Raw genomic sequence first — 26,466 nt, forward strand, 5'->3', positions numbered from 1 at the left:
GACAACCAGAAACATCGTATTGGTCGGAGCGACTGGATTCGAACCAGCGACCTTCTCGTCCCGAACGAGACGCGCTACCAAGCTGCGCTACGCTCCGTTGTGTGGCGCGCATTCTACAGAAAAACTTTTGGGCTACAAGGGGTTAGCGAAAATTTTTTTGAAATTGTTTGCGCAGGAAGGCGGGCAAGGGCGGGAGGCTGCGAGCGGCGCGGCGTTGCCGAGAGGGATGGTGAAGGCCCGTTCAACCCGGAAGGGCGGAGCGGGCCTTGGGGATCACAGTTCCGTGATGGTGCGTACCTGATCCTTGTTTACCTTGGCACGCTTGCCGTCCAGTTGCTCGAACTCGTAGAAGCCCGAGTCATCGTCGAAGTCGGGTTTGTCCACGGCCTGGATCTCGCGCCCGTCATTGAGGGTGATCAGGGTCGGCGAGGAGCAGCCGGCCAGAGTGATAAGGCCCATTGCGAGCAGGAAAGCGGGGACTATCCGCTGAGTCATCGTCATCTCCTTGATGATTACGCTGGTTGTACGGAGTTTCTGACGATGAGCGTCCTTTCAAAGTTCCAGAGACTTCACTCAGTCCTTCAGACCCGTGCTGTCAATCAGCTCAGTCGTATTCAGGTTCGCCAGCCGCGGATCGCCCTCCGGGCAGACCACCGCCACCGGGTCGAGTTGGCGCAGGATGCGCTGTGGGCTGCGTTCGCCGGCTTGCCAGCCGGCCTCCAGCGCGGGCAGCACGGCGCGGGGCAGGACGCAGAACAGCGGCTCCCAGAATTGGCCCTGGCGGACCATCACGGGACGCTCGCAGGCGGCGTCGAGCAGGCTGGCGATCAGGGCGTCATCCACCCGTGGGGCGTCGCAAGGGAGGACCAGCACCAGTTCATGGCGGGCCACGGCTAGGCCGGCGCGGATGCCGGCGAGCGGTCCCGGGTAGTTGGGGCTGTCGTCCTGCACCAGTTGGTCGGCCCAGGCGGCATAGCGCTCGGCGTTGCGATTGCAGGAAATGATCAGATCGTCGGTGAGGGGGCGCACGCGTTCGTGCAGCCAGGCGATCAGGGGGCGGCCATGCCATTCCACCAGGCCCTTGTCGCGGCCGCCCAGACGTTGCCCACGGCCGCCGGAGAGCAGCAGGACAGAGCAGGGCGGCAAGGGCTTGTCAGACATGGAACGGTCTCCGGGGCGGCGCTGTGATATAACACCGCGCATTCACTCCTACAACTGGAAGCCTGCCATGAGTCACAAGGCCGAGGCGGTATTCGTGCCGCTCAACATCGCCGTTCTTACGGTCAGTGATACCCGTAGCCTGGAGACCGATACCTCCGGCCAACTCTTCGTCGATCGTCTCACCGCCGCCGGCCACAACCTGGCCGCACGGGTGCTGCTGAAGGATGACCTGTACAAGATCCGCGCCCAGGTCGCTACCTGGATCGCAGAAGACCGCGTGCAGGTCGTGCTGATCACCGGTGGCACCGGCTTCACCGGCCGCGACAGCACCCCCGAGGCGGTGGCCTGCCTGCTGGACAAGCAGGTGGACGGTTTCGGCGAGTACTTCCGGCAGATTTCCGTAGCCGATATCGGCACCTCCACCATGCAGTCCCGCGCGTTGGCCGGTCTTTCCAACGGCACCCTCGTGTGCTGTCTGCCGGGCTCCACCAATGCCTGCCGCACGGCCTGGGACGGCATCCTGGCGGAACAGCTGGATAACCGTCACCGCCCCTGCAACTTCGTTCCCCATCTGACACAAGCCAATGCCTGCGAGAGCCGTGGATGAGTTGCTGTGACCATCCCGGCCTGATGCCGGTTGAGGACGCGCTGGCGCGCTTGCTGGCGCTTGCCGCGTCCGCACCGATTGTCGAGACGGAAACCGTGGCCCTGGCGGAGGCCGATGGCCGTGTGCTGGCCGAGCCGCTGGTGGCCGCGCTCGATCTGCCGCCCTGGGACAACAGCGCCATGGACGGCTATGCCCTGCGCCTGGCTGACTGGCACGGCGAGCCCCTGGTGGTGAGCCAGCGCATCCTCGCGGGGAGCGCGCCGCAACCGCTCCAGCCGGGAACCTGTGCGCGTATCTTCACCGGTGCACCCGTGCCCGAAGGCGCGGACCTGGTGGAAATGCAGGAAAACGCCGAGGTCCTGGCCGATGGCCGGGTACGCTTCCGCGAATCGCTGAAGCCGGGGCAGAACGTTCGCCCCCGTGGCCAGGAAACCCGCACCGGCGAAACCGTGCTGCCGGCCGGTGCTCGCCTGGGGCCGATCGAGATGGGGTTGTGTGCATCCCTCGGCGCCGCCGAATTGAGCGTCCGCCGCCGTCCGCTCGTGGCCGTGATTTCCACGGGCGATGAGCTGGTGCCGCCCGGCCAGCCGCTGGGGCCGGGCCAGATCTACAACAGCAATCGCAGCCTGCTGATTGCCTGGCTCAAGCGCCTGGGTTGCGCGGTGCTGGATGCCGGCATCCTCGCCGATGACCTGGAACTGACTCGCAATGCCTTGGCTGGCCTGGGTGCCGTGGACCTGATCCTGTCCACCGGCGGCGTTTCGGTGGGGGAAGCGGATTTTCTCGGCGCAGCCTTGCGCGAAGAGGGTGAGCTGGCGCTGTGGAAGCTGGCGATCAAGCCGGGCAAGCCGCTGACCTTTGGGCATTTCCGAGGCGTGCCGGTGATCGGCCTGCCGGGCAATCCGGCGTCGACCCTGGTCACCTTCGGCCTGCTGGCGCGTCCCTACCTGCTGCGTCGTCTTGGCGTGGAGGAGGTGGAGCCCCTGGGTTTCGCCGTGCCGGCCGGCTTTGCCTGGAAGAAGCCAGGCAACCGCCGCGAATACCTGCGTGCGCGCCTGGAGCAGGGCCGAGCGGTGATCTACCCGAACCAGAGTTCCGGCGTGCTGCGCAGTGCCGCTTGGGCAGAGGGGCTGGTGGAGGTGCTGGAAGGCACCAGCCTGGCCGAGGGCGATACTTTGCGGTTCATTCCGTTGAGTGAATTGCAGGCCTAGCGGTTGCGAGGGTTCCGCCTCTTTGTGGGGGCGAATTCATTCGCCAAGCAGGCCGGAGGTCTGCCCCGACACTGTTCGGGGCCGCTTCGCGTTCCTTGGCGAATGAATTCGCCCCTACGGGATTTATCCCCCTATAGGCAATTCACGCCTGCCGTTTCGCCTCCCGATACTCCCCCGGCGTCTGTCCGGTCCAGGCCTTGAAGCTGCGGTGGAAGGAGCGGGATTCGGTGAAGCCCAGGTAGCAGGCGATGTCCTGGATCTGCAGGTCGCTGCGCAGCAGGTAGTGCTCGGCCAGCTCACGGCGCAGTTCGTCGAGTATCTGCTGGTAGCTGGTGCCGGCTTGCTGCAGGTGGCGCTGCAGGGTGCGCACCGTCATGTGGAATTTTTCCGCGACCCGTTCCTTGCGCGGCAATCCATCCTTGAGCAGCAGGCGCAGGGCGTTCTTCACCCGTTGCGGCAATGGTTCGTCGTCATCCAGTCCGGCCATCAGCGCCAGGGCGTGTTCTTCCAGGGTGCGCAGCAGGTTGGCGTCGGCCTGGCGCAGGGGGACGGTTAGGTATTCCAGGGGCACCACCAGGGCATTGCAGGGTTTCTCGAACTGCACCGGGCAGCCGAATACACCTTCGTAGTCTTCGAGCCGGGTGGCATCAGGCTGGGCGTGTTCGAACCAGACTTCCTGCGGCGAGTGCTGCATGTCGGCGATCCAGCGGGCGTAGAGCAGCCAGGATGCCAGTACGTTCTCCACCATGTGGCGGCGAATCGTCGGGTCCAGGTGGCGGCAGGACCAGATCATCCGCACCGCGCTGCCGTCGGCCTCGATGCGGCTCACGCCCATGTCACCCACCAGCTTCTCGTAAGGTGCGATACGGCTCATGGCTTCGCCCAGCGTGGCGCAATTCATGGTGATGTAGCCCAGCACGCTCCAAGAGCCCGGCTGGACGTAATGCGCCGAATGCAGGCCGAACAGGCTGTCGCCGGATTCCCGGATCAGGTAGGCCAGCAGGCGTTCGTGGGCTTCACTGGGCAGACGCTTGCCGTTGTCCGCCAGGTCGTCGGGGCGAAGGCCAGCGGCGGCGAGGGCAGCAGACTGGGCAAGGCCAAGCTGCTCCGCATGGCGCAGGTACTTGAGAAGGGCCGGAACCGAGGTGTAGCCGAGGGAGTGCATGTGGTTTCTTGTTATGTCCTGATTGGCGATGGCCATTGTCCCGATCCGACAGTGACGCCTTTGGGGGGCTGGCTAGTATAGGCAGCCATCGGAAACCTTCGAAACAACCCGAACAAGGAGAACGGCATGCGACGCTGGAATGGCTGGGGCGATGAGGCGACCGTGGTCGAGTTGCCCGCCAATGGAGCGGCTTTCCTGGCCGAACGCATCAGCGCGGGCCAGCCGCTGCCGGATGCCCGCCTGGAACAGGTGCTGGCCCGAGTGCCGGCCTCGCGCCTGGACGCCCACCCGCTGATCAGCCTGGATGCCGAAACCCGCGTGCGCCATGCCCGAGGCCAGAGCCTGCCAGACTGGCTGGCCATGCGCGAGGGCGACTTCGGCCAGTTCCCCGACGGTGTTGCCTTTCCGGAAACCCCCGAACAGATCCGCCAGCTGCTGGCCCTTGCCGCCGAGCGGGACCTGGTGCTGATCCCCTACGGTGGCGGCACGTCAGTGGCCGGCCATATCAATCCCCAGGCCGGCGAGCGGCCAGTGCTGACCCTCTCGCTGGAACGCATGAACCGTCTGCTCGAACTGGATGAGGAAAGCCTGGTTGCCACCTTCGGCACCGGCGCCAATGGCCCGCAGGTGGAAAGCCAGTTGCGCGCCCGTGGTTACACCCTCGGCCACTTCCCGCAGTCCTGGGAGCTGTCTACCCTGGGCGGCTGGGTCGCCAGTCGCTCCAGCGGCCAGCAATCCCTGCGCTATGGTCGCATCGAGCAACTCTTCGCTGGCGGCACGCTGGAAACCTTTGCCGGTCCCCTGGAACTGCCCACCTTCCCGGCTTCGGCCGCGGGGCCGGACCTGCGCGAGCTGGTGCTGGGGTCTGAAGGGCGCTTCGGGGTGATCTCCGAGGTGAAGGTCCGCGTTACCCGGCTGGCGGAGCAGGAGTCGTTCTACGCGGTCTTCCTGCCCAGTTGGGAGCAGGCGCTCAGGGGCATTCGCAACCTGGCGCAAGCGCGCGTGCCGTTGTCCATGTTGCGCTTGTCCAACGCCATCGAAACCGAAACCCAGCTGGCGCTGGCGGGCCATCCGGGGCAGATCGCCCTGTTGGAGAAGTACCTGGCACTGCGCGGGGCCGGGACCGGCAAGTGCATGCTGACCTTCGGCGTCACGGGCAACCGCGCGCAGAATGCGGCGTCCCTCAAGCAGGCCCGGCGTCTGCTGAAGGGGTTTGGTGGTGTCTTCACCGGCACCTTGCTGGGTCGGAAGTGGGCGCACAATCGCTTCCGCTTCCCGTACCTGCGCCATGCCCTGTGGAGCGCCGGCTATGTGGTGGACACCCTGGAAACCGCCACCGACTGGGTCAACGTCGACAGCCTGCTCGGAAAGGTCGAGGCCAGCCTGCGCGATGGGCTGAAGGGCGACGGCGAGCAGGTGCATGTTTTCACCCACCTGTCCCACGTGTATGGCGAGGGATCGAGCATCTACACCACCTATGTCTACCGGCCCGGTGGTAGCTACGCCGAGGCGCGGGCGCGCTGGAGCAGCTTGAAGCGCGGCGCCAGCGAGGTGATTGCCCGGAACCGCGGGACCATCAGCCACCAGCACGGCGTTGGCCGTGACCATGCGCCCTGGCTGCCGGTTGAAAAGGGCCCGCTGGGCATGGCGGCCCTGCGCAGCCTGGCAGGGCATTTCGACCCTGAAGGGCGGCTCGTTCCCGGTGTGCTGCTCGAGGACTGACCATGGGCCATTGGAACGCTGGCTGGCGCGCCACGCAGCTGCCTGAGCTGGCCCGTCGCGAGTGGGACCTGATCGTGGTCGGCGGTGGCATCTGCGGCGCGGGCATCCTGAGGGAAGCCGCGCGCCGGGGCTGGAAGTGCCTGCTGCTCGAACAGCGAGATTTCGCCTGGGGCACCTCCAGTCGTTCATCGAAGATGGTACACGGCGGCCTGCGCTATATCGCCAAGGGCCAGTTCGGCCTGACTCGCGCCTCCGTGCGGGAGCGGCAACGGCTGCTGGCCGAGGCGCCGGGCCTGGTAGAGCCGCTGAGTTTCGTCATGCCGCATCGTGGCGGTTTTCCCGGCCCCAGGGTCTTCGGCAGCCTGCTGGCGCTGTACGACGCCCTGGCCGGACGGCGCAATCATCTCTATTACCCCTTGCAGCAGCTGCGCTACCTGGTGCCGGGCCTGACCGAAGAGGGTCTTGAGGGCGGCACCCGTTTCTTTGATGCCGTGACGGACGATGCGCGGCTGGTCATGCGGGTGTTGGGCGAGGCGCGGGCCGAAGGCGGTGAAGCCGTCAATGGCATGCGCGTCCTGGCCTTGCAGCGGGAGGCGGGCAGGGTCAGCGGCCTTGAAGCTGAGGATCTGGAAAGTGGGCAGCGCTTTAGCTTTCGTTCCCGTGCCGTAGCGCTGGCCACCGGCGCATGGGCCGATCGCCTGCGCGCGGCCCATGGCACGGAGCACATCCGCCCGCTGCGTGGCAGCCACCTGCTGCTGCCGGGCTGGAGACTGCCGCTGGCCCACGCCATCAGTTTCATGCATCCCTCCGATGGTCGACCGGTATTCGTCTTCCCCTGGGAGGGCGCCACGGTGATCGGCACTACCGATCTGGATCACACCGAAGGGCTGGACCAGGACGCACGCATCAGTGAGGCGGAAGTGGACTACCTGCTGGCGGCCTGCGCCCGACAGTTCCCCGCTGCGCAGATCGGCCGTGGCGATGTGCTGTCCACCTGGGCCGGTGTGCGGCCGGTGGTGAGCGAGGGCGACGCGCAGCTGAAACCCTCGGACGAGAAGCGTGAGCACGCGCTCTGGGTCGAGCCCGGTTGCGTGACCCTGGCTGGCGGCAAGCTGACCACCTTCCGCCTGCTGGCGCTGGAAGTGCTGCGCGCATGCGCGGGTTTCGTCGGCCGTGAGCTGGAAGACCACGGCAGCGCCGTGTTTCAGCCGGACGACGGGCTGACCCATCCGCTCCTGTCATCTGCGCAGCGCCTGAGGCTGGCTGGCCGCCATGGACGTGCTATGCCGGAGCTGGTGCGCTGGGTGGGGCTGCTCGGCAACGAGCGGATCGGCGCCACGGATAGCCTCTGGGCCGAGCTGGCCTGGGCGGCCGAAGGCGAACTGGTGTTGCATCTGGATGACCTGCTGCTGCGCCGTACCCGCATGGGTCTGCTGCTGCCCGGTGGCGCACGATCCGAGCTGCCGCGCATCCGTGCCCTGTGCCAGCCGCTGCTGGGCTGGGATGACGCGCGCTGGACGCAGGAGGAGGCGGATTACCTGGCGCTCTGGCAGCGTTGCTACAGCCTGCCTGACAAGAACAAGGACGCATCGTGAGCGAGAAGAGCTATCTGCTGGCCATCGACAACGGCACCCAGAGTGTGCGGGCCCTGTTGTTCGATCTGGAAGGCAACCTGGTGGGTAAGGGCAAGGTGCCGCTGGAGGCCTATTACTCCCGCCAGCCCGGCTGGGCGGAGCAGGACCCGGAGTACTACTGGCGTAGCCTGGGCGAAGCCTGTCGGCTGCTGTGGGCGTCGGTGGATATCGATCGCGGCCTGATTCGCGGTGTATCCCTGACCACCCAGCGCGGCACCGTCATCAACGTGGACGAGCACGGCACGCCGCTGCGCCCGGCCATTCTCTGGCTGGACCAGCGACAGGCCGAGGTTCAGGGGCGTATCAAGGGGCCCTGGGGCTGGCTGTTCAAGGCGATCGGCCTGGAAGGTACGGTGGACTATTTCCGCGCCCAGGCCGAGGCCAACTGGGTCGCGCAGAACCAGCCCGAGCTCTGGTCGCAGACGCACAAGGTGCTGCTGCTGTCGGGGTTTCTCAGCCATCGGCTGTGTGGGCGTTTCGTCGATTCGGTGGCTTGCCAGGTGGCCTACCTGCCGTTCGACTACAAGCGCCTGCAGTGGGCTGCGCCACGGGATTGGAAATGGCAGTCCATGCCGGTGCACCGGGCGCAGTTGCCGGAGCTGTTCAAACCGGGCGAGCGGCTGGGGAGCATCACCGCTGAAGCCAGCCGCCACACCGGCATTCCGGAGGGGCTGCCGCTGATCGCCGCTGGCGCCGACAAGGCCTGTGAAGTACTGGGCGCGGGTGGCGTCGAGCCTAGCGTGGCGTGCCTGTCCTACGGCACGACCGCAACCATCAACACCACGCGGCGCACGTACCTGGAAACCATTCCGTTGATTCCGCCCTATCCGGCAGCCATTCCCGATCACTTCAACACCGAAGTGATGATCTACCGGGGCTTCTGGATGGTCAGCTGGTTCAAGCAGGAGTTCGGTTTGCGCGAGATGCAACGGGCGAAGGAACTGGGAGTTGAGCCTGAGGCGCTGTTCGATGAGCTGGTCAACAGCGTGCCACCCGGTTCCATGGGGCTCATGCTGCAACCCTACTGGTCGCCGGGCATTCGAGAACCGGGGCTGGAGGCCAAGGGGTCGATCATCGGCTTTGGTGATGTGCATACGCGTGCGCATCTCTATCGCGCGATCCTCGAAGGCCTGGCCTATGCCCTGCGCCAGGGCAAGGAGCAGATCGAGAAGCGCTCCGGCACCGGTATCACACGTCTGCGAGTGTCGGGTGGCGGTTCCCAGAGCGATGCGGCCATGCAACTGACCGCCGATATCTTCGGCCTGCCGGCGGAGCGTCCGCACGTTTACGAAACCTCGGGGCTGGGCGCTGCCATCGATTGCGCGGTGGGTTTGGGCTTGCACCCGGACTTCCCCGCCGCGATCCGCGCCATGACGCGGGTGGGGCAGGTGTTCCAGCCTGATCCGCAGGCGCAGCGGACCTATGAGCGTCTGTACCGGGAGGTTTACCAGGGGATGTACAAGCAACTGCGGCCGTTGTACCGGAAGATCCGCGAAATCACCGGCTATCCGGCGTGATCATAAGATGGAGCGCAGGAGCCCCTTCTGGGAGCGATTACAATCGCGATGAGGCAGGGCGTTACGGCCCATTCGCGAATGAATTCGCTCCCACAGGGGAAAATGCCTGATCAGGCCACATCCACCAGGACGATCTCGCTGTCCTCGCTGGCCGTGAAACGAAGTACCTCCACATCCTGCACTGCCACGCCGTCGCGGGCTTCGGCGGCGACGCCGTTCACCTCGTAACGACCCTCGGCGGCCACCAGGTAGGCTTTGCGGCCTTTCTCCAGGCGGTACTCGGCAGTCTGGCCAGCCTTGAGCGTGGCGGCTGCAAGCCGGGCATTGGCCCGGATATGCAGGGCGTCGTCGCCTTCGTCGATACCGCTGGCGAGGGTCACGAAGCTGCCTGAACGGTCGCCCTTCGGGAAGGGGCGAGCTCCCCAGGAGGGTGCGGCACCATACTCGGTCGGCATGATCCAGATCTGGAAGATCTTGGTGGTCTTGTCCTCCAGGTTGTACTCGCTGTGAGCGATGCCGGTACCTGCGCTCATCACCTGTACGTCACCGGCTTCGGTGCGGCCCTTGTTGCCCAGGTTGTCCTGGTGGGTGATGGCGCCTTCGCGGACGTAGGTGATGATTTCCATGTCCTGGTGCGGGTGCGGAGGAAAGCCGGATTGGGGCGCGATCTCGTCGTCGTTCCACACCCGCAACTGGCCCCAGTTCATCCGCTGGCTGTCGTAGTAGCTGGCGAAGGAAAAGTGATGTCGCGCGTTGAGCCAGCCGTGGTGGGCACCACCCAGTTCGGCAAAGGGGCGTACTTCGATCATGTCCGAGTCTCCTGTCTACTCGCGGAGGACGTTCTCCGGGAGGAATGGTGCGCATGATCAATCATCATATAACGGTGTAAAAGCGCAATTTATTCTGTTTTCATATCTATTGATTAGATATGTTGTGGGATGCTGCGGGCATCCTGATGATGCCATTTCCGAACGCTGGAGGTCCTATACTCCGGCCGTTCCGGAGTGGCGGAGGTGAACATGGGCGAGCGCAAGGCCTTGCTGATCCTGCATGGCAAGCAGGCGACCAACGACGAGGTGAGAGCGGCTGTCGAGGCATGTCGTGATGCGGGGTGGGCGCTGGCGGTGCGGGTCACCTGGGAGGGTGGCGATGCCCGGCGCCTGGTGGAAGAAGCGCTGACGGCCGGGTATCGGACGCTGATTGCAGGCGGTGGCGACGGGACATTGCGCGAGGTGGCCGAAGCCATCGCCCTGGCCGGAAGTGATGCCAGCTTGGCGCTGCTACCCCTGGGCACGGCCAATGATTTCGCTCGTGCCGCCGGTATTCCCCTGGAGCCGCACGCGGCGCTCGCGCTGCTGGACGTGGCGCCACGGGCAATTGACCTGGGCGATGCCGATGGTCATCTGTTCCTGAATATGGCAACGGGTGGATTCGGTTCGAAGATCACCGCCAATACCTCCGAAGACTTGAAGAAGGTGCTCGGCGGCGCCGCCTATTTCCTCACTGGCTTGACCCACTTTGCCGAGGTCCATTCGGCCTTTGGTCGCTTCCGCGGGCCGGATTTCGCCTGGGAGGGGGAGTTCCTGGCCCTCGGAATCGGCAACGGGCGCCAGGCCGGCGGCGGTCATCCGTTGTGCCCGCAGGCGGTGGCGGATGATGGTCTGCTGGACCTCTGCATCATCCCGGCACCCCAGGATGTGGTGGGTACCCTGGCCACGCTGCTCTCCGGTGGCATCCTCGGGCTGGAGGCGGTTTCCATCAGCGCACGCTTGCCCTGGATCGAGGTGCAGGCGACGGAAGGGCTGGACCTCAATCTGGATGGCGAACCACTGGAAAGTGCGCGTTTGCGTATCGCGGCACGGCCACGTGCGCTGCGGGTCCATCTGCCTGAGGCGTCACCACTGCTGGGGAATTGAGCGCCAGAAGGCTGGCGTCATGAGGTTGGCTGCGGCATGATGGCGCAGTGCCATGGCTTCAGTTTTTCGGTGGCTTGCCGAAATGCTGCCAAGGCAGTCCTGCCCATCACCTCAACCGCAGCAGAGGACGTTCCATGGCCGGTATTCTCGACACTGTCGATCAACGCACCCAACTGGTGGGTGAAAACCGCCTGGAAATCCTGATGTTCCGCCTGAGCGGCCGCCAGCTCTTCGCCATCAACGTGTTCAAGGTGCAGGAAGTGCTGCAACTGCCGAAGATGACGCTGATCCCGCAGCGCCATCCGGTGGTGTGTGGCGTGGTCAACCTGCGCGGCCAGACCTTGCCGGTGATCGATCTGTCCCAGGCCATCGGCATGCGTCCGCTGGTGCCGGATGAGCGCAGCACCATCATCGTCACCGAGTACAACCGCTCGGTGCAGGCCTTCCTTGTCGGTGGCGTCGATCGGATTCTCAACCTCAACTGGGAATCCATCATGCCGCCTCCCGGCAGTGCAGGTCGCCAGCACTACCTGACGGCCATCACCAAGGTGGACGAGCAGATTGTCGAGGTCATCGACGTTGAGAAGGTCCTGGCTGAGATTGTGCCCATGAACACCCGTGTTTCCGCGGACCGGCTGGGCAATCCCCTGCTGCAGATGGCGGTAGGGCGCGAGGTGCTGCTGGTGGACGACTCGACTGTCGCCCTGACCCAGTTGCGGGAAACCCTGTCGCAACTGGGCATGCGCATGCATGTGGCCAGTGACGGCCTGAAGGCGCTGAGAATGCTGAAAGCCTGGGCGGACAGCGGCGAAGACATGACCGAAAAGCTGCTGATGATCTTCACGGATGCGGAAATGCCGGAAATGGACGGCTACCGGCTGACCACCGAGATCCGCAACGATCCGCGCTTGCGGGATCTCTATGTGGTGCTGCATACCTCGTTGTCTGGCAGCTTCAACGAGGCGATGGTGAAGAAGGTCGGTTGCGACAATTTCCTCTCCAAGTTCCAGCCCGACAAGCTGGTGGATGTGGTGCTGGACCGGCTCAAGCGCGATCAATGAGCTTGAGTTGAGCGGGGGCGGCTGCGTATAACGGCTGCTTCGCTCGATCGCCGATCAGGACACTGGCCATGTTGCGTCTTTCTTCGCTCTACCGTTTCCCCATGAAATCCGCGATTGGCGAAAGCCTGCAGCGGGCCCGGGTCGATTCCCTGGGGCTGGCGGGTGACCGTCGCTGGATGCTGGTGGATGCCGAGAATGGCCGTTTCCTGACCCAGCGTGCGTTCTCCCGGATGTCGCAGCTGTTGGCGCGCTGGAATGACGCCGGTGGCCTGTCGCTGAGTGCCGAGGGCCTGCCCGCCCTGGATGTAGAGCTCCCCGAGCCCGATGCCAACCTGCGCGGGACCTTTGTCTGGGGTTCGCCGATGCTGGTGCCGGATGCCGGCGATGATGCGGCGCAATGGCTGAGCGGTTTCCTCGGCAAGGCATGCCGCCTGGTCCATGTGCCCGATCACCGTGCGCGAGATATTCCCGGCAGCCTGCTGCCGGAGGAGAAAGTCGGCTTTGCCGATGGTTTCCCGTTGCTGCTGATCGGTCAGGCCTCGCTGGATGATCTGAGCGAGCGGGTCGGGCGCCCCCTGGAGATGTTGCGCTTCCGCCCTAACCTGGTGGTGGAAGGCAGTGATGCCTACGCCGAGGACGGCTGGAAGCGGATTCGCATCGGTGGCATCGAGTTCAGCGTGGCGAAGGGCTGCAGCCGCTGCATCCTCACCACCATTGATCCGGCCACCGGTGAGCGCAGCGCAGACCGTGAGCCGCTCACCACCCTCAAGACCTACCGTGAGCGGGAAGGCGAGGTGTACTTCGGGCAGAACCTGATCAACCGCAGCACCGGGGTGTTGGAGGTGGGGATGGAAGTCGAAGTCCTGGAGTAAAACGAAGAATGGCGCCGATCGGCGCCATTCTTCAAATATCACTGATCGTCGAAATATCGCTCGTGCCAGTCCACCAGGGGCTGGGGGGCATTGAGTTTGTGCCCGTAGATTACCGAGTAGGACAGCACGTTCTGCACGTATTGGCGGGTTTCGTCGAAGGGAATGGTTTCCACCCAGACGTCGTAGGACAGGTGGTTGGCGCCCCGCAGCCACTGGCGTACACGGCCAGGGCCGGCGTTGTAGGCCGCCGAGGCGAGCACGCGGTTGCCGTTGAACTGGCCGTGGACCTGGCTCAGGTAGGCTGCGCCGAGCTGGATGTTGACGTTGGGATTGATCGCCTGCTGTGGCGATGCCAGCGGAATGCCGAACTTGCGTGCGGTTTCCTTGGCTGTGCCCGGCATCAGCTGCATCAGACCCATGGCGCCAACGCCGGAGCGGGCATCGGCCATGAAGGCGCTTTCCTGACGGGTGATCGCGAAGACCCAGCTGGAATGCAGGCCGCGCACCTTGGCCTGTTGGGTCAGGGCGCCGCGGTGGGCCATCGGGAAGCGGATATCCAGGTCGTCCCAGTACTGCGCCTGGCTGATGGTGCGGATGGCCGGGAAGTACCATTGCATGTCGTAGGCGATCTTGGCCTGGGCGACCAGCTCGTCGCGGTTGAACAGGCGGCTGACGTGGTACCACTCGCGGCGGCCGTTGACGATCTCGCCACGGTCATGGAATTCCAGCGCGCGGCGGATACCAGCGGTGTTGCGCACCTTCTGCATCACCTTGGGGTCCAGGGCCAGCGGCTTGTTGTTCAACTGGTAAGGCGCCTGGATGCGGTCAGCGGCCATGAAGCCGTAGAAGTCGCGCTCGCGGGCAACCGGCTGATAGAGCGGAATCGGCTGCTGGCTCTGTGGCTGGGCCAGTTGCAGGCTTCGCGCTTGCCAGTAGCGCCAGCGGTTGGTCTTGGCCAGTTCTTGGGGCATTTGCCGGGTCAACTGGTACGCGTCTTCCCAGCGTCCCAGGCGCAGCAGCAGGCGGGCGCGCCATTCGCTGACGGTGTTATCCCGGAGCTCAGGGTCGTACTGGGTCATGACCTTGAGGGCGCGGGAGTCGAAGCGCTTGGCCAGCGTCAGGCCGATTTCTCGTGCAATCGCGACTTTCTCCGCCTTTGAGAAAGGCAGTCGCGCCGTATAGACCTCTAGCAGGCTCAGGGCCTTTTCCGGGTCCTGGCGAGCCAGGCGGCGCAGGCCCAGGCCGGCGGCATCCGCCGTGTGGCGGTCCGCGGGTGCGAAACGGGTGGTCTGGCTGAGCAGTTGGGGCTTTTGCGCGACTTCCACCATGAGCTTGCCCTGGGTGCCCAGGCGCGGCATGGTCTTGACCAGATGATTGGCCAGGCCGTAGTTGCGCGCTTCAGCCGCCAGCTTGGCGCGCTTCCAGCGCAGCTCCTCGGTCAGTTGGCCCCCGGCGCTCCACATGCCGAACAGCACATCGCAGGCTTCGGGTTGGGACTTGCCCACCAGCCAGAGCTTCTTGGCGGTGGCGTAGCCTTCTTTCTTCATGCCGTGCTTGATCTGGTACTGGCCAAACAGGCAGTCCAGTTCGGTGAAGTTGAGCTTGGGGTCGTAGTGGTTGACGAAGGTCTGCCATTCGCCCCGATCAGCCAGCCAGCGCAGCCAGCGCAACTTCATCCAGCCGGCCTGGGGCAGGTCGCCGTGCTCGGCGAGGAACTTCTCGATCTCTTCGTTGCTGGCCCATTTCAGACGGGCGGTCAACTCGTCGTAAGCAAGGTAGGGCTCCAGCGGATAGTCGCGCAGGGCACTTGCATAGCGTTGGTAAGGGCCGGAATCACCCTTGGCCAGGGCGCGCTTGGCCTCGTCGTACATCAGGCGTTGCTGAGCGAGGGAGGCCGATGCGGCCTGGGCAGCTTGCAGGCCGACCGTGGAGAGGAGCAAACAGGAGAACAGGCTGAGCAGACGACCGCGCATGACACTTCCGGGGCAGATAGAGCGTTGTGAATGCCCCATTCCGGGCATCGAATAGCGCCTAGCTTAGCCGTTAGCCAGAGGCGGTTAAAGCATTGCGCCAGCTGGCGAAACCGGCGGTAAAAAATGCCCGAGAGCCGGTGCGGCAAGTCGGGTAGAATGCGCGCCCTGATCCCGGAGGCCCCCCATGACACTGCTCAAGTTCACCGACGTATCCCTCGCCTACGGCGCCATGCCGCTGCTGGATAAGGTGTCCTGGCAGATCGCCCGTGGCGAGCGGGTGTGCATCATCGGCCGCAATGGCACCGGCAAATCCAGCTTGCTGCGCCTGGTCAAGGGTGACCAGTTCGCGGATGACGGCGAGATTTGGCGCGCACCGGCGCTGAAGATCGGCGAATTGCCGCAGGAACTGCCGCTTGCTGACGATCGCACCGTTTTCGACGTTGTCGCCGAGGGGCTGGCCGGTGTCGGCGCTCTGCTGGCTGAGTACCATCACCTCAGCCAGCACATTCAGTCCGAGGCCGACCTGACCAAACTGGCCCACGTCCAGCAGGAACTGGAAGCCCGCGACGGCTGGCGTCTGCAGCAGCTGGTAGACAGCACCCTGAGCCGCCTGCAGTTGCCGGCGGACAAGACCCTGGCCGAGCTTTCCGGTGGCTGGCGCCGCCGCGTGCTGCTAGCCCAGGCGCTGGTGGCCGAGCCTGACCTGCTTCTGCTCGACGAACCCACCAACCACCTGGATATCGGCGCAATCGCCTGGCTGGAAGAAGCCCTGCTGGGCTTCAACGGTGCGGTGCTGTTCATCACCCACGACCGTTCCTTCCTGCAGAACCTGGCCACGCGCATCCTCGAACTGGACCGTGGCCATCTGATCGACTGGAACGGCGATTACGCCAGCTTCCTGGTGCACAAGGAGCAGCAACTGGCCGCGGAAGAGACAGCCAATGCGCTGTTCGACAAGCGCCTGGCCCAGGAAGAGGTCTGGATTCGCCAGGGCATCAAGGCACGTCGTACCCGCAATGAAGGCCGGGTACGCGCGCTCAAGGCCATGCGTGCCGAGCGTGCCGAGCGCCGCGAGCGCCAGGGCAAGGCCACCTTCCAGCTGGAAACGGCAGAGAAGTCCGGCAAGCAAGTGATGGTGGCGGAGAATGTCAGCTTCGCCCATCCGGGCGGCGAGCCCTTGATTCGCGATTTCAACCTGGTGCTGCAGCGTTCGGATCGTATCGGCCTGCTCGGCGCCAACGGCACGGGCAAGACCACCCTGCTCAAGCTGCTGCTGGGCGACCTCCAGCCTACCGATGGCAGCATCGAGGTGGGTACTCGCCTTGAAGTGGCGTATTTCGACCAGTTGCGTCACCAGCTCGATCTGGAAAAAACCGTGATCGACAACCTCTCCGAGGGCCGCGAGTTCATCACCATCGATGGCCAGAACCGTCATGTGCTGAGCTATCTCGGTGACTTCCTGTTCAGCCCGCAACGTGCCCGTACACCGGTGAAGGCATTGTCCGGTGGCGAACGGGCACGACTGTTGCTCGCCATGCTGTTCAGCAAGCCGGCCAACCTGCTGGTGCTGGACGAACCGACCAACGATCTGGATGTGGAAACCCTGGAGCTGCTCGAAGAAGTACTGCTGAGCTTCCCTGGCACCGTGCTGATGGTCAGCCACGATCGGGCTTTCCTCGACAACGTAGTCACCAGCACGCTGGTGTTCGAAGGGCAAGGCCGCGTTCGCGAGTATGTCGGTGGCTACCAGGACTGGCTGCGCCAGGGCGGCTCGCCGCGTCTTCTGGGCGTGGGTGACACCCGTGAGGCCAAGGCCGAAGCGCCCAAGGTTGCCGAGTCGGCCCCTGTCGCGGTTGAGGCACCCAAGAAAAAGCTGAGCTACAAGTTGCAGCGTGAGCTGGAGGCCATTCCCGGGCAGATTGAGGCTCTGGAGGCGGAGCAGGTGAAGGCGCAGGCCGAAATCTCCGATCCGACCTTCTATCAGCGCCCTTCGGATCAGACCCGCATGGTGCTGGAGCGTCTGGATGACTTGCAGAAGGAACTGGACCGCCTGATCGAACGCTGGGCGGAGCTGGAAGACAGTTGAGGAAGTGAGCCGGAGAGCCCATGGCCATTGAATACCGCATCAGCCTGGATGACCTGCACGAGTTCAGTTATCGCATCGAGTTAGACCGGGAGTACGACCAGGAGCGCGCGGTTGGCGCGCCGAAATGGACGCGCCTGGAGCACCAGCAGTGCAGTAATTGCCCGCTCAGCCGGGATGCCTACAGCCATTGCCCGGCGGCCGTGGACTTGCACCGGGTGATCGAGGATTTCCAGGGGCTGCCAGCGTTCAAGAAAGTACAGGTCTGGGTGCGCACCCCGGAGCGCGAATACGCCAAGCTGGTGGGGCTGGAAGAAGGGCTGCGGGCGCTACTGGGCGTGATCATGGCGACCAGTGCCTGCCCGGTGCTGGGCAAGCTGAAGCCGATGGCGCAGCAACACCTGCCATTCGCCAATAACCAGGAATTCATTCTGCGGGCGGTATCGCTTTACCTGGCGCGACAGTACTTCAATCTCCGCGAAGGGCGGCATGCGGACTGGGAATTGAAGGGGTTGGTGCGGTTGTTCCAGCAATTGCAGCTAGTGAACCAGGCCTTCTGGCAGCGAATCCATGACACCTGTGAAGGGGATTCGAACCTCAAGGCGTTCCTGACCTTCTTCTCCATGGCCTCCAGCATGACCTACTCGCTGGAAACCCAGCTGCAGAAGATTCGGCCGCTGGTAATGAGCGCGGGCGACGGCTTCGACTGAAGCTCGCGCCCGCGAACAGTGTTTCGTTACTCAGGCTTCTTCAGGCGTACCGCCAGCACATCGCACGGTGCACCATGAAGGACGTCGTTGGCCGTGGAGCCCAGGAGCAGGGCAAGGCCGTGGCGGCCGTGGCTGCCGACCACGATCAGGTCGCACCCTTGTTCTTCGGCCAGGCGGTGGATTTCCTGGCGGGGTTGGCCGTAGGCAAGGTGGCGCTGGTCAGAGGTGAGCTCGGCATAGGTGCCCGCGAAGCCTTGAAGCCGCTCGCGGGCCTGCTCGAACTGCTGTTGCTGCAGCATCGAGAGGTCCATGGGCACGTCACCGCCGAAGGCCATGGCCATCGGCTCGACAATGTGCACCAGCGACAGCTTGGCATTGCTGGCCTGGGCCAGCGCCTGGGCACGACGCACCACCGGGTGGCATTCATCGGTCAGGTCGACGGCGACCAGAATATGCTGGTAGGGCATGGGGTGACTCCTCCTTAAGGTTGCGCATGTAAGCAAGTATGGCTGTCTGGAACGTTTAACACAGGCTTTTGCACCGGAATAACCTTTATGACCCTCTGGATTGTCCTCTTGCTCATCCTGGCGGCGCTCAGCCCCTTGGTCTGGCTGGTGCCCTCGAAAGGGCAGCGGGGTCGAATGGACCTGCGCCTGCAGGCGCGGCGCATGGGGTTGTCCATGCAGTTGTCGCGACAGGAATGGCCTCACTGGCTGGTGCAGGAACCGCCCCATGCCTGCGCTCAGTACCATCGGCCGCGCGTGCGTGGGCGTGACGCCTGGTGCTACTGGCAGAGTGAGCCGGGCACCTGGCTGAACCAGTGGCGCGAGCCCTGTGAAGACCAGGCCGTGCTGGCGCAACTGACGGGGTTGCCGAAGGATGTCTATAAGGTCGAAGCGAGCACGCAAATGGTCGCGCTCTGCTGGGGCGAGCGCGGCACGGCAGAAGATCTGCAGCGTATCGCCGAGGCGCTCAAGGCGCTGGCCTGATGGGTGGGCGCGACGGACCTGCCGTCGCGCCGGTCGGGGCCGCTTCAGCTCTGGACTGCCGAGTAGCGCGCGGAGACGTCTTCAAGACCGTCGATAATGCGGTCCGAGTACTTGTTGATGAGGAACGGCACGCTGTTTTCGTTGTAGTTCTTCAGCGATTTCTCGATGTAGCGCCACTTGGTGCTGATGCCGTCCAGTGCCTGGCGAATTTCCGGGGTGTTCTGCGGGGCTTGCTCCAGGCTGGCTAACTGGCTGGCGAACTCGCCGGCCAGCTCGTCAATGGCCTTGCCCGCGTTGCCGCCTATGAAACTGCCGCCGATGGAGGCACTGCGGGAGGCATAGTCCACGGCGATGCTCTGCATCAGGAGGCTCTGGTCACGGCTGCGCTGGGTCAGTGGTGGCACCTGGGTGGCGCCTTCCTGCTGGATCCTGGCGTAGAGTTCGTTGGAAAGCTCCATCAGGCGTTTGTTGCGCTCGGTCAGGTCGGCCACCGGCTGCAGGTCGGTGTAACCCTGTTGCTTGAGGGAAGTGACCAGAGCGGACAGTTCGCTGTTGTAGCGCTGCCATTCCTGCACCAGTTGGGCGCGCAGGGCCTTCGAGGCTTCCCCAGGCATCTCGCCCATTTCCTTCAGGCGCGAATCCGCTTTCTGCACTGACTCGTCGATAAGGCGCGCATAGCGCTGGTCGCCTTCCATGCCGTTGTACATATAGAAGTCGCCGAGGCTGCGCTGGGCCGCCAGGCGCATCTGGTGGAGCTTGAGGAGGCTGTCCGCCGAGGAGGGCTGGGCAGAACCGAAGGCGGGAAGAGTGAGCAGGGTACCCAGCAGAATGGCAAGCAGGCGGCTCGTCATTTGTGCTTCTCCGTGGGCCATTGGCCTTGTTTGTTGTTGTTTTGGCGCTCGAATCCTGACGGATCGAGTGGCACGAATGTACTCGTGGAGCAGGCAATTTGCCAGCGGCCTCCCACGGGCTTTTTCATCAATCAATGCTGCTCGTGATGGTTCGCGATCATTGGCATGAATCTTCGCCCACTTTCTTGTGCTGCCCGTGGCGAAGCCAGTGGCAGGGCGTTTTTGTCGTGGCTGGCCGGTCACGCTGCGAGATTGACAAGCGCGGACTTTTCCCTGAATCTGCGCTCACCCAAATCAAACGGGCGTATGAATCGAGCGTTTGTCTTGTCAGACGCTTCTGATGTCGCCCGAATATCGCGTCGGTGGGTGTGCCGGACCGATCGGGACTATGCTCCGGCGGCGCCGGAGGCGAGTCCGCCGGTTGGCTCCGATGCGTACAGTCCAGTTTCCCAAACCGTGGAGATCAGTTGATGATTTACGAAGGTAAAGCCATCACGGTTAAGGCTCTTGAGGGCGGTATCGTCGAACTGAAATTCGACCTCAAGGGTGAGTCCGTCAACAAGTTCAACCGCCTCACCCTGAACGAACTGCGTGATGCAGTTGCAGCCATCAAGGCCGATGCTTCGGTCAAGGGCGTGATCGTCAGCAGCGGCAAGGACGTATTCATCGTCGGTGCCGATATCACCGAATTCGTCGACAACTTCAAACTGCCCGACGAAGAGCTGGTGGCCGGCAACCTCGAAGCCAACAAGATCTTCAGCGCCTTCGAAGACCTCGAAGTTCCCACCGTTGTGGCCATCAACGGCATCGCCCTGGGTGGCGGCCTGGAAATGTGCCTGGCGGCTGACTACCGCGTAATGAGCACCGTTGCCAAGATCGGTCTGCCGGAAGTCAAGCTGGGCATCTACCCAGGCTTCGGCGGCACCGTGCGTCTGCCGCGCCTGATCGGCACCGACAACGCCATCGAGTGGATTGCTTCCGGTAAGGAAAACAAGGCTGAGGACGCCCTGAAAGTGGGCGCCGTCGACGCTGTTGTCGCCCCCGAGTTGCTGCAGGCCGGTGCTCTGGACCTGGTCAAGCGCGCCATCGCCGGCGAGCTGGACTTCAAGGCCAAGCGTCAGCCCAAGCTGGAAAAGCTCAAGCTCAATGCCATCGAGCAGATGATGGCCTTCGAAACCGCCAAGGGCTTCGTTGCCGGTCAGGCCGGCCCGAACTACCCGGCCCCGGTAGAAGCCATCAAGACCATCCAGAAAGCGGCCAACTTTGGTCGTGACAAGGCGCTGGAAGTCGAGGCTGCCGGTTTCGTGAAACTGGCCAAGACCTCGGTCGCCGCCAGCCTGATCGGTCTGTTCCTGAATGACCAGGAACTGAAAAAGAAAGCCAAGCATCACGACGAAATCGCTCGTGACGTGAAACTGGCTGCCGTACTCGGCGCCGGCATCATGGGTGGCGGTATTGCCTACCAGTCTGCCTCCAGGGGCACTCCGATCCTGATGAAGGATATCCGCGAAGAGGGTATCCAGATGGGCCTGAAGGAAGCTTCCAAGCTGCTAGGCAAGCGTGTCGAGAAAGGCCGCATGAAGCCCGAGAAGATGGCTGAAGCCCTGAACGCGATTCGTCCGACCATGTCCTACGGTGATTTCGGCCATGTCGACATCGTGGTTGAAGCGGTCGTCGAGAACCCGAAGGTCAAGCACGCTGTTCTGGCTGAGGTGGAAGGCTTCGTTCGCGAAGACGCCATCATCGCTTCCAACACGTCCACCATCTCCATCAGCTACCTGGCTCAGGCCCTGAAGCGTCCGGAGAACTTCGTCGGCATGCACTTCTTCAACCCAGTGCACATGATGCCGCTGGTTGAGGTGATTCGTGGCGAGAAGTCCAGCGAAGTGGCCGTTGCCACCACCGTTGCCTACGCCAAGAAAATGGGCAAGAACCCGATCGTGGTCAACGACTGCCCTGGCTTCCTGGTCAACCGCGTGCTGTTCCCGTATTTCGGTGGTTTCGCCAAGCTGCTGGAGTTCGGCGTCGACTTCGTGCGTATCGACAAGATCATGGAGAAGTTCGGCTGGCCCATGGGCCCGGCCTACCTATCCGACGTGGTCGGCATCGACACCGGCCACCACGGCCGCGATGTGATGGCCGAAGGCTTCCCGGATCGTATGGCTGTTGCAGGCAAGACCGCCGTCGACGTGATGTACGAAGCCAATCGCCTGGGCCAGAAGAACGGCAAAGGCTTCTACGCCTACGAAACCGACAAGCGCGGCAAGCCGAAGAAGGTTTCCGATCCGGTTGCCTACGAAGTGCTGAAGTCGATCGTCAAGGAGCAGCGTGAGCTGACCGACGAAGACATCATCAACTTCATGATGATTCCGCTGTGCATGGAAACCGTACGTTGCCTGGAAGATGGCATCGTATCGACCGCTGCAGAGGCCGACATGGGTCTGATTTACGGCATCGGCTTCCCGCCCTTCCGTGGTGGTGCGCTGCGCTACATCGACAGCATCGGCGTGGCCGAATTCGTTGCCATGGCCGACAAGTACACCGACCTGGGCGCGCTGTACCACCCGACCGCCAAGCTTCGCGAAATGGCCAAGAGCGGCCAGAAGTTTTTCGGCTAATTGAGCGAGAGTGAAGAATATGAGCCTGAATCCTAGAGATGCAGTCATTGTCGACTTCGGCCGCACCCCGATGGGTCGCTCCAAGGGTGGCATGCACCGCAATACCCGCGCCGAGGACATGTCGGCGCACCTGATCAGCAAGCTGCTGGAGCGCAACACCAAGGTCGACCCGGCTGAAGTCGAGGACGTGATCTGGGGCTGCGTGAACCAGACCCTGGAGCAGGGCTGGAACATCGCCCGAATGGCGTCGCTGATGACCCAGATCCCCCACACCAGCGCCGGCCAGACCGTCAGCCGCCTGTGCGGTTCGTCCATGAGCGCCCTGCACACTGCCGTGCAGGCCATTCAGACCGGCAACGGCGACGTGTTCGTGGTTGGCGGCGTGGAGCACATGGGCCACGTCGGCATGATGCACGGCGTCGATCCGAACCCGCACCTGTCTCTGTACGCCGCCAAGGCTTCGGGCATGATGGGTCTGACTGCGGAAATGCTCGGCAAGATGCACGGCATCAGCCGTGAAGCCCAGGACCAGTTTGGTGTGCGTTCTCACCAACTGGCCCACAAGGCTACCGTCGAAGGCAAGTTCAAGGATGAAATCATCCCGATGCAGGGCTACGACGAAAACGGCTTCCTGAAAGTGTTCGATTTCGATGAAACCATTCGTCCGGAAACTACCCTGGAAAGCCTTGCCAACCTCAAGCCGGCGTTCAACCCGAAAGGCGGCACCGTGACTGCGGGTACGTCCTCGCAGATCACTGACGGCGCTTCCTGCATGATCGTGATGTCTGCTCAGCGTGCCCAGGACCTCGGCATTCAGCCGATGGCTGTGGTGCGTGCCATGGCGGTAGCCGGTGTCGATCCGGCGATCATGGGTTACGGCCCGGTGCCCTCCACCCAGAAAGCGCTCAAGCGTGCCGGTCTGACCATGGACGACATCGACTTCGTCGAACTCAACGAAGCCTTCGCCGCTCAGGCCCTGCCGGTGCTGAAGGACCTCAAACTCCTCGACAAGATGGAGCAGAAGGTCAACCTGCACGGTGGCGCCATTGCCCTGGGGCATCCGTTCGGCTGCTCCGGTGCCCGTATCTCCGGCACCCTGCTGAACGTGATGAAGCAGAATGGCGGTACGCTGGGTGTGTCCACCATGTGCGTGGGGCTCGGCCAGGGCATCACTACCATCTTCGAGCGCATCTAAGCGCACGAGATGAGAAAACCGGGGCCCAGTGCCCCGGTTTTTGCTTTCATGTGGGAAAGCGGCGCAGGAATTTTCGTGCAAGGGCTGGCTTCGGGCGGAATCACACGGCACCATGCGCAACCTTCGCGGGGGAGCCTGCATTCAACACTGTGAGGCAACCATGAGCCTGCAACCGGGTCTCTATCGTCACTACAAGGGTCAGCAATACCGTGTGATCGGTGTTGCCCGACATTCCGAGACTGAGGAAGAGCTGGTGGTCTACCAGGCTCTCTACGGAGAGTTCGGCCTCTGGGTGCGCCCGCTCAGCATGTTCACCGAAACGGTTCAGGTGAACGGCGAACAGATTGCTCGTTTCGCACTGGTGAGTGCCGAGCCGAATCCCTTTCCGCAGCCCTGACGGCTGTAGGAGCGGCCAGGGGCGCGCTTGACCGCGTCGCATTGGCCACTATATATAGCGGTGCCGCGACGGGCGGCACCCGCCTTTTACATTTTTCATTCAGGAACACACCGATCCATGGGCAAATCGCTGGTCATCGTGGAATCCCCGGCCAAGGCCAAGACCATCAACAAGTACTTGGGTAACCAGTACGTGGTGAAGTCGAGCATCGGCCATATCCGTGACCTGCCTACCAGCGGTTCGGCCAGTGCCAGCAAGGAGCCGGCCAAGCGCGGCAAGGCCGCATCCGAGGCTCCGGCCCTGTCCGCCAAGGAAAAAGCCAAGCGCCAGCTGGTCGCGCGCATGGGTGTGGACCCCGAACACGGCTGGAAGGCCAAGTACGAGATCCTGCCTGGCAAGGAAAAGGTGATCGACGAACTGCGTCGCCTGGCCAAGGATGCCGACACCATCTATCTCGCAACCGACTTGGACCGCGAAGGGGAGGCCATTGCCTGGCACCTGCGGGAATCCATCGGTGGTGATGACAGCCGCTACAAGCGTGTGGTGTTCAACGAAATCACCAAGAAGGCCATTCAGGAAGCCTTCTCGCAGCCTGGCGATCTGGACATCAATCGCGTCAATGCCCAGCAGGCTCGTCGTTTCCTCGACCGGGTCGTGGGCTACATGGTCTCGCCGCTGCTCTGGCAGAAGATCGCCCGCGGCCTGTCTGCCGGCCGTGTGCAGTCGGTCGCGGTAAAGCTGGTCGTTGAGCGTGAGCGTGAGATTCGCGCCTTCGTGCCCGAAGAGTACTGGGAAGTGCATGCCGATCTCGGCACCGCGAAAAACGCCAACGTGCGCTTCGAAGTGATTCGCGAGAACGGTGAGGCCTTCAAGCCGCTGAACGAAGCCCAGGCCATGGCGGCCCTGGAGAAGCTCAAGGCGTCGGCCTATACGGTAGCCAAGCGCGAGGACAAGCCGACTTCCAGTCGTCCTTCCGCACCGTTCATCACTTCCACGCTGCAGCAGGCCGCGAGCAACCGCCTGGGCTTCGGTGTGAAGAAAACCATGATGATGGCCCAGCGTCTCTACGAAGCGGGTTACATCACCTACATGCGTACCGACTCGACCAACCTTTCGGCTGACGCCATTGGTATGGTGCGCGGCTTCATCGAGGGCGAGTTCGGTCAGAAATACCTCCCGGCCAAGCCGAACGTCTATTCCAGCAAGGAAGGTGCCCAGGAGGCGCACGAGGCGATCCGTCCGTCCGATGTCAGCCTGCGGCCGACGCAGTTGTCTGGCATGGAACGCGATGCCGAGCGCTTGTACGACCTGATCTGGCGCCAGTTCGTCGCTTGCCAGATGCCCCCGGCCGAGTACCTGTCCACCAATGTCAGTGTGGCTGCGAGCGGCTTCGAGCTGCGTGCCAAGGGCCGCATCCTCAAGTTCGACGGTTACACCCGCGTATTGCCGCAGCAGAGCAAGCCGGGTGAAGACGACGTGCTGCCGGAAATGAACCAGGGTGAGCTGCTCAAGCTGCTGAAACTCGAGCCCAGCCAGCACTTCACCAAGCCGCCTGCGCGTTACTCCGAAGCCAGCTTGGTCAAGGAGCTGGAGAAGCGCGGTATCGGTCGTCCGTCCACCTATGCGGCGATCATCTCCACCATTCAGGAGCGTGGCTACGTGACGGTGCACAACCGCCGTTTCTACGCCGAGAAGATGGGCGACATCGTTACCGAGCGCTTGAACGAAAGCTTCGCCAACCTGATGGACTACGGCTTTACCGCCGGCATGGAAGAGCATCTGGACGACGTGGCCCAGGGCGACCGCGACTGGAAGCACCTGCTGGACGAGTTCTACGGTGACTTCAAGATGAAGCTGGAGCTGGCCGAAGGCGCTGACAAGGGTATGCGCGCCAATCAGCCGACCCTGACCGATATCGCCTGTCGTGAGTGCGCCCGGCCGATGATGATCCGTACCGCGTCCACTGGCGTCTTCCTCGGGTGCTCGGGCTACAGCCTGCCGCCGAAGGAGCGTTGCAAGGCGACCATCAACCTGGTGCCGGGCGACGAGATCGCTGCGGACGACGAGGGTGAGTCCGAATCCCGCGTACTGCGTGGCAAGCATCGCTGCCCGATCTGTGCTACCGCGATGGATGCGTACCTGCTGGACGAAACCCGCAAACTGCATATCTGCGGCAACAACCCGGATTGCTCGGGCTACGAGATCGAGCAGGGCCAGTACCGCATCAAGGGCTATGAAGGTCCGAGCCTGGAGTGCGACAAGTGCGGCAGCGAGATGCAGCTCAAGACTGGCCGTTTCGGCAAGTTCTTTGGTTGCACCAACGCCAGTTGCAAGAACACTCGCAAGCTGCTGAAAAGCGGTGAGGCCGCGCCGCCGAAGATCGATCCGATCCGCATGCCCGAGCTCAAATGCGAAAAGGTCGACGACATCTACGTGTTGCGCGATGGCGCTTCCGGCTTGTTCCTGGCGGCCAGCCAGTTCCCGAAGAACCGCGAGACTCGTGCGCCGTTGGTGCAGGAGTTGATCCCGCACAAGGATGAACTGGACGCCAAATATCACTACCTGCTCGATGCGCCGAAGAAAGACCCCGAAGGGCGTCCGGCAGTCATCCGCTTTAGTCGAAAGACCAAGGAGCAGTACGTGCAGACCGAAGTCGATGGCAAGCCCACCGGCTGGCGCGCGTTCTTTGATGGCGGCAAGTGGAAGGTCGAGGACAAGCGCTGACCGACTGTAGCGCGCCCGCAGCCGGGCGCGCATATACTGCCCGAGTCACCTGTGGAGGGC

General features: G+C 63.4%; 22 protein-coding genes and 1 tRNA gene. 15 read left to right on the forward strand and 8 right to left on the reverse strand.

From position 1 onward, the window contains the following. Window positions 1–20: 20 nt before the first annotated feature. The 3 genes from THL1_RS10510 to mobA all read right to left on the reverse strand — a co-directional run bounded on the left by THL1_RS10510 (window position 21) and on the right by mobA (window position 1,161). Window positions 21–97: transfer RNA gene (locus THL1_RS10510), tRNA-Pro, on the reverse strand. 176 nt (window positions 98–273) lie between these two features. Further along, on the reverse strand, window positions 274–495 hold the full coding sequence (locus THL1_RS10515) for a YgdI/YgdR family lipoprotein (RefSeq protein WP_069083214.1): 222 nt from the start codon (window positions 493–495) through the stop codon (window positions 274–276). 78 nt (window positions 496–573) lie between these two features. After that, the gene (mobA, locus tag THL1_RS10520; protein ID WP_069083215.1) at window positions 574–1,161 is read right to left on the reverse strand and encodes a molybdenum cofactor guanylyltransferase MobA; all 588 of its coding nucleotides are present in this window, start codon (window positions 1,159–1,161) and stop codon (window positions 574–576) included. A gap of 67 nt (window positions 1,162–1,228) precedes the next feature. On the opposite strand from mobA, the gene moaB reads away from it, so the two are divergent. Together moaB and glp are read left to right on the forward strand one after the other, a co-directional pair. Then, the gene (gene moaB / locus THL1_RS10525; RefSeq protein ID WP_069083216.1) at window positions 1,229–1,768 is read left to right on the forward strand and encodes a molybdenum cofactor biosynthesis protein B; all 540 of its coding nucleotides are present in this window, start codon (window positions 1,229–1,231) and stop codon (window positions 1,766–1,768) included. After that, on the forward strand, window positions 1,765–2,979 hold the full coding sequence (gene glp / locus THL1_RS10530) for a gephyrin-like molybdotransferase Glp (protein ID WP_069083217.1): 1,215 nt from the start codon (window positions 1,765–1,767) through the stop codon (window positions 2,977–2,979). Before moaB ends, glp begins: the two co-directional genes overlap by 4 nt. A gap of 142 nt (window positions 2,980–3,121) precedes the next feature. Here glp and THL1_RS10535 read toward each other — a convergent pair whose 3' ends face one another. Continuing rightward, window positions 3,122–4,144, reverse strand: a complete 1,023-nt coding sequence (locus tag THL1_RS10535) for an AraC family transcriptional regulator (RefSeq protein ID WP_069083218.1) — start codon at window positions 4,142–4,144, stop codon at window positions 3,122–3,124. Between the two features lie 126 nt (window positions 4,145–4,270). Here THL1_RS10535 and THL1_RS10540 point away from each other — a divergent pair, with 126 nt between their 5' ends. The 3 genes from THL1_RS10540 to THL1_RS10550 are packed head-to-tail and all read left to right on the forward strand — an operon-like array spanning window position 4,271 to window position 9,017. Then, a complete protein-coding gene (locus tag THL1_RS10540) occupies window positions 4,271–5,866 on the forward strand; it encodes an FAD-binding oxidoreductase (RefSeq protein ID WP_069083219.1) in 1,596 nt (531 codons plus the stop codon). Between the two features lie 2 nt (window positions 5,867–5,868). Then, the gene (locus THL1_RS10545; protein WP_069083220.1) at window positions 5,869–7,461 is read left to right on the forward strand and encodes a glycerol-3-phosphate dehydrogenase/oxidase; all 1,593 of its coding nucleotides are present in this window, start codon (window positions 5,869–5,871) and stop codon (window positions 7,459–7,461) included. After that, window positions 7,458–9,017 (forward strand): FGGY-family carbohydrate kinase, encoded by a 1,560-nt coding sequence (locus THL1_RS10550; RefSeq protein ID WP_069083221.1) that lies wholly within the window; start codon window positions 7,458–7,460, stop codon window positions 9,015–9,017. Before THL1_RS10545 ends, THL1_RS10550 begins: the two co-directional genes overlap by 4 nt. Window positions 9,018–9,127: 110 nt before the next feature. On the opposite strand, the gene THL1_RS10555 is transcribed toward THL1_RS10550, so the two are convergent. Then, a complete protein-coding gene (locus THL1_RS10555) occupies window positions 9,128–9,826 on the reverse strand; it encodes a pirin family protein (protein ID WP_069083222.1) in 699 nt (232 codons plus the stop codon). 210 nt (window positions 9,827–10,036) lie between these two features. Here THL1_RS10555 and yegS point away from each other — a divergent pair, with 210 nt between their 5' ends. From yegS to THL1_RS10570, 3 genes are all read left to right on the forward strand, one after another. Beyond that, complete coding sequence (gene yegS / locus THL1_RS10560; protein WP_069083223.1) at window positions 10,037–10,933, forward strand: lipid kinase YegS; 897 nt, start codon at window positions 10,037–10,039, stop codon at window positions 10,931–10,933. Between the two features lie 134 nt (window positions 10,934–11,067). Beyond that, window positions 11,068–11,994: a chemotaxis protein CheV gene (locus THL1_RS10565; RefSeq protein WP_069083224.1), complete on the forward strand. Its 927-nt coding sequence runs from the start codon at window positions 11,068–11,070 to the stop codon at window positions 11,992–11,994. A gap of 68 nt (window positions 11,995–12,062) precedes the next feature. Further along, window positions 12,063–12,866: an MOSC domain-containing protein gene (locus THL1_RS10570; RefSeq protein WP_069083225.1), complete on the forward strand. Its 804-nt coding sequence runs from the start codon at window positions 12,063–12,065 to the stop codon at window positions 12,864–12,866. A 38-nt stretch (window positions 12,867–12,904) separates the two neighbouring features. Here the strand turns inward: THL1_RS10570 and THL1_RS10575 are convergent, their stop codons facing one another. After that, window positions 12,905–14,839 carry a transglycosylase SLT domain-containing protein gene (locus THL1_RS10575; protein ID WP_069083226.1) on the reverse strand — a complete coding sequence of 645 codons (1,935 nt, stop codon included), beginning with the start codon at window positions 14,837–14,839 and terminating at the stop codon, window positions 12,905–12,907. A gap of 184 nt (window positions 14,840–15,023) precedes the next feature. Here THL1_RS10575 and THL1_RS10580 point away from each other — a divergent pair, with 184 nt between their 5' ends. Then, window positions 15,024–16,925, forward strand: a complete 1,902-nt coding sequence (locus THL1_RS10580) for an ATP-binding cassette domain-containing protein (protein ID WP_069083227.1) — start codon at window positions 15,024–15,026, stop codon at window positions 16,923–16,925. 20 nt (window positions 16,926–16,945) lie between these two features. Continuing rightward, complete coding sequence (locus THL1_RS10585; protein WP_069083228.1) at window positions 16,946–17,632, forward strand: DUF6901 family protein; 687 nt, start codon at window positions 16,946–16,948, stop codon at window positions 17,630–17,632. A 26-nt stretch (window positions 17,633–17,658) separates the two neighbouring features. Here the strand turns inward: THL1_RS10585 and THL1_RS10590 are convergent, their stop codons facing one another. Beyond that, on the reverse strand, window positions 17,659–18,099 hold the full coding sequence (locus THL1_RS10590; RefSeq protein WP_069083229.1) for a universal stress protein: 441 nt from the start codon (window positions 18,097–18,099) through the stop codon (window positions 17,659–17,661). An 87-nt stretch (window positions 18,100–18,186) separates the two neighbouring features. Here THL1_RS10590 and THL1_RS10595 point away from each other — a divergent pair, with 87 nt between their 5' ends. Further along, the gene (locus THL1_RS10595; RefSeq protein ID WP_069083230.1) at window positions 18,187–18,621 is read left to right on the forward strand and encodes a hypothetical protein; all 435 of its coding nucleotides are present in this window, start codon (window positions 18,187–18,189) and stop codon (window positions 18,619–18,621) included. A 44-nt stretch (window positions 18,622–18,665) separates the two neighbouring features. On the opposite strand, the gene THL1_RS10600 is transcribed toward THL1_RS10595, so the two are convergent. Then, window positions 18,666–19,472 carry a hypothetical protein gene (locus THL1_RS10600; protein ID WP_069083231.1) on the reverse strand — a complete coding sequence of 269 codons (807 nt, stop codon included), beginning with the start codon at window positions 19,470–19,472 and terminating at the stop codon, window positions 18,666–18,668. 470 nt (window positions 19,473–19,942) lie between these two features. Between THL1_RS10600 and fadB the strand changes: the two genes are divergently transcribed. From fadB to topA, 4 genes are all read left to right on the forward strand, one after another. After that, window positions 19,943–22,090 carry a fatty acid oxidation complex subunit alpha FadB gene (gene fadB / locus THL1_RS10605; protein ID WP_069083232.1) on the forward strand — a complete coding sequence of 716 codons (2,148 nt, stop codon included), beginning with the start codon at window positions 19,943–19,945 and terminating at the stop codon, window positions 22,088–22,090. Between the two features lie 19 nt (window positions 22,091–22,109). Further along, the gene (gene fadA, locus THL1_RS10610; protein WP_069083233.1) at window positions 22,110–23,285 is read left to right on the forward strand and encodes an acetyl-CoA C-acyltransferase FadA; all 1,176 of its coding nucleotides are present in this window, start codon (window positions 22,110–22,112) and stop codon (window positions 23,283–23,285) included. Between the two features lie 160 nt (window positions 23,286–23,445). Next, window positions 23,446–23,682, forward strand: coding sequence for a DUF1653 domain-containing protein (locus THL1_RS10615; RefSeq protein WP_177343824.1), 237 nt, complete (start codon window positions 23,446–23,448; stop codon window positions 23,680–23,682). A 117-nt stretch (window positions 23,683–23,799) separates the two neighbouring features. Further along, window positions 23,800–26,406 carry a type I DNA topoisomerase gene (gene topA, locus THL1_RS10620; RefSeq protein WP_069083234.1) on the forward strand — a complete coding sequence of 869 codons (2,607 nt, stop codon included), beginning with the start codon at window positions 23,800–23,802 and terminating at the stop codon, window positions 26,404–26,406. Window positions 26,407–26,466: the final 60 nt, after the last annotated feature.

The sequence above is a fragment of the Pseudomonas sp. TCU-HL1 genome (assembly GCF_001708505.1).
Lineage (GTDB): Bacteria > Pseudomonadota > Gammaproteobacteria > Pseudomonadales > Pseudomonadaceae > Metapseudomonas.

Bases quoted from the DNA above. Each gene is read 5' to 3' on its own strand.
- THL1_RS10515 (WP_069083214.1), bottom strand. From the start codon at position 495: ATGACTCAGCGGATAGTCCCCGCTTTCCTGCTCGCAATGGGCCTTATC.
- mobA (WP_069083215.1), bottom strand. From the start codon at position 1,161: ATGTCTGACAAGCCCTTGCCGCCCTGCTCTGTCCTGCTGCTCTCCGGC.
- moaB (WP_069083216.1), top strand. From the start codon at position 1,229: ATGAGTCACAAGGCCGAGGCGGTATTCGTGCCGCTCAACATCGCCGTT.
- glp (WP_069083217.1), top strand. From the start codon at position 1,765: ATGAGTTGCTGTGACCATCCCGGCCTGATGCCGGTTGAGGACGCGCTG.
- THL1_RS10535 (WP_069083218.1), bottom strand. From the start codon at position 4,144: ATGCACTCCCTCGGCTACACCTCGGTTCCGGCCCTTCTCAAGTACCTG.
- THL1_RS10540 (WP_069083219.1), top strand. From the start codon at position 4,271: ATGCGACGCTGGAATGGCTGGGGCGATGAGGCGACCGTGGTCGAGTTG.
- THL1_RS10545 (WP_069083220.1), top strand. From the start codon at position 5,869: ATGGGCCATTGGAACGCTGGCTGGCGCGCCACGCAGCTGCCTGAGCTG.
- THL1_RS10555 (WP_069083222.1), bottom strand. From the start codon at position 9,826: ATGATCGAAGTACGCCCCTTTGCCGAACTGGGTGGTGCCCACCACGGC.
- yegS (WP_069083223.1), top strand. From the start codon at position 10,037: ATGGGCGAGCGCAAGGCCTTGCTGATCCTGCATGGCAAGCAGGCGACC.
- THL1_RS10565 (WP_069083224.1), top strand. From the start codon at position 11,068: ATGGCCGGTATTCTCGACACTGTCGATCAACGCACCCAACTGGTGGGT.
- THL1_RS10570 (WP_069083225.1), top strand. From the start codon at position 12,063: ATGTTGCGTCTTTCTTCGCTCTACCGTTTCCCCATGAAATCCGCGATT.
- THL1_RS10575 (WP_069083226.1), bottom strand. From the start codon at position 14,839: ATGCGCGGTCGTCTGCTCAGCCTGTTCTCCTGTTTGCTCCTCTCCACG.
- THL1_RS10580 (WP_069083227.1), top strand. From the start codon at position 15,024: ATGACACTGCTCAAGTTCACCGACGTATCCCTCGCCTACGGCGCCATG.
- THL1_RS10585 (WP_069083228.1), top strand. From the start codon at position 16,946: ATGGCCATTGAATACCGCATCAGCCTGGATGACCTGCACGAGTTCAGT.
- THL1_RS10590 (WP_069083229.1), bottom strand. From the start codon at position 18,099: ATGCCCTACCAGCATATTCTGGTCGCCGTCGACCTGACCGATGAATGC.
- THL1_RS10595 (WP_069083230.1), top strand. From the start codon at position 18,187: ATGACCCTCTGGATTGTCCTCTTGCTCATCCTGGCGGCGCTCAGCCCC.
- THL1_RS10600 (WP_069083231.1), bottom strand. From the start codon at position 19,472: ATGACGAGCCGCCTGCTTGCCATTCTGCTGGGTACCCTGCTCACTCTT.
- fadB (WP_069083232.1), top strand. From the start codon at position 19,943: ATGATTTACGAAGGTAAAGCCATCACGGTTAAGGCTCTTGAGGGCGGT.
- fadA (WP_069083233.1), top strand. From the start codon at position 22,110: ATGAGCCTGAATCCTAGAGATGCAGTCATTGTCGACTTCGGCCGCACC.
- THL1_RS10615 (WP_177343824.1), top strand. From the start codon at position 23,446: ATGAGCCTGCAACCGGGTCTCTATCGTCACTACAAGGGTCAGCAATAC.
- topA (WP_069083234.1), top strand. From the start codon at position 23,800: ATGGGCAAATCGCTGGTCATCGTGGAATCCCCGGCCAAGGCCAAGACC.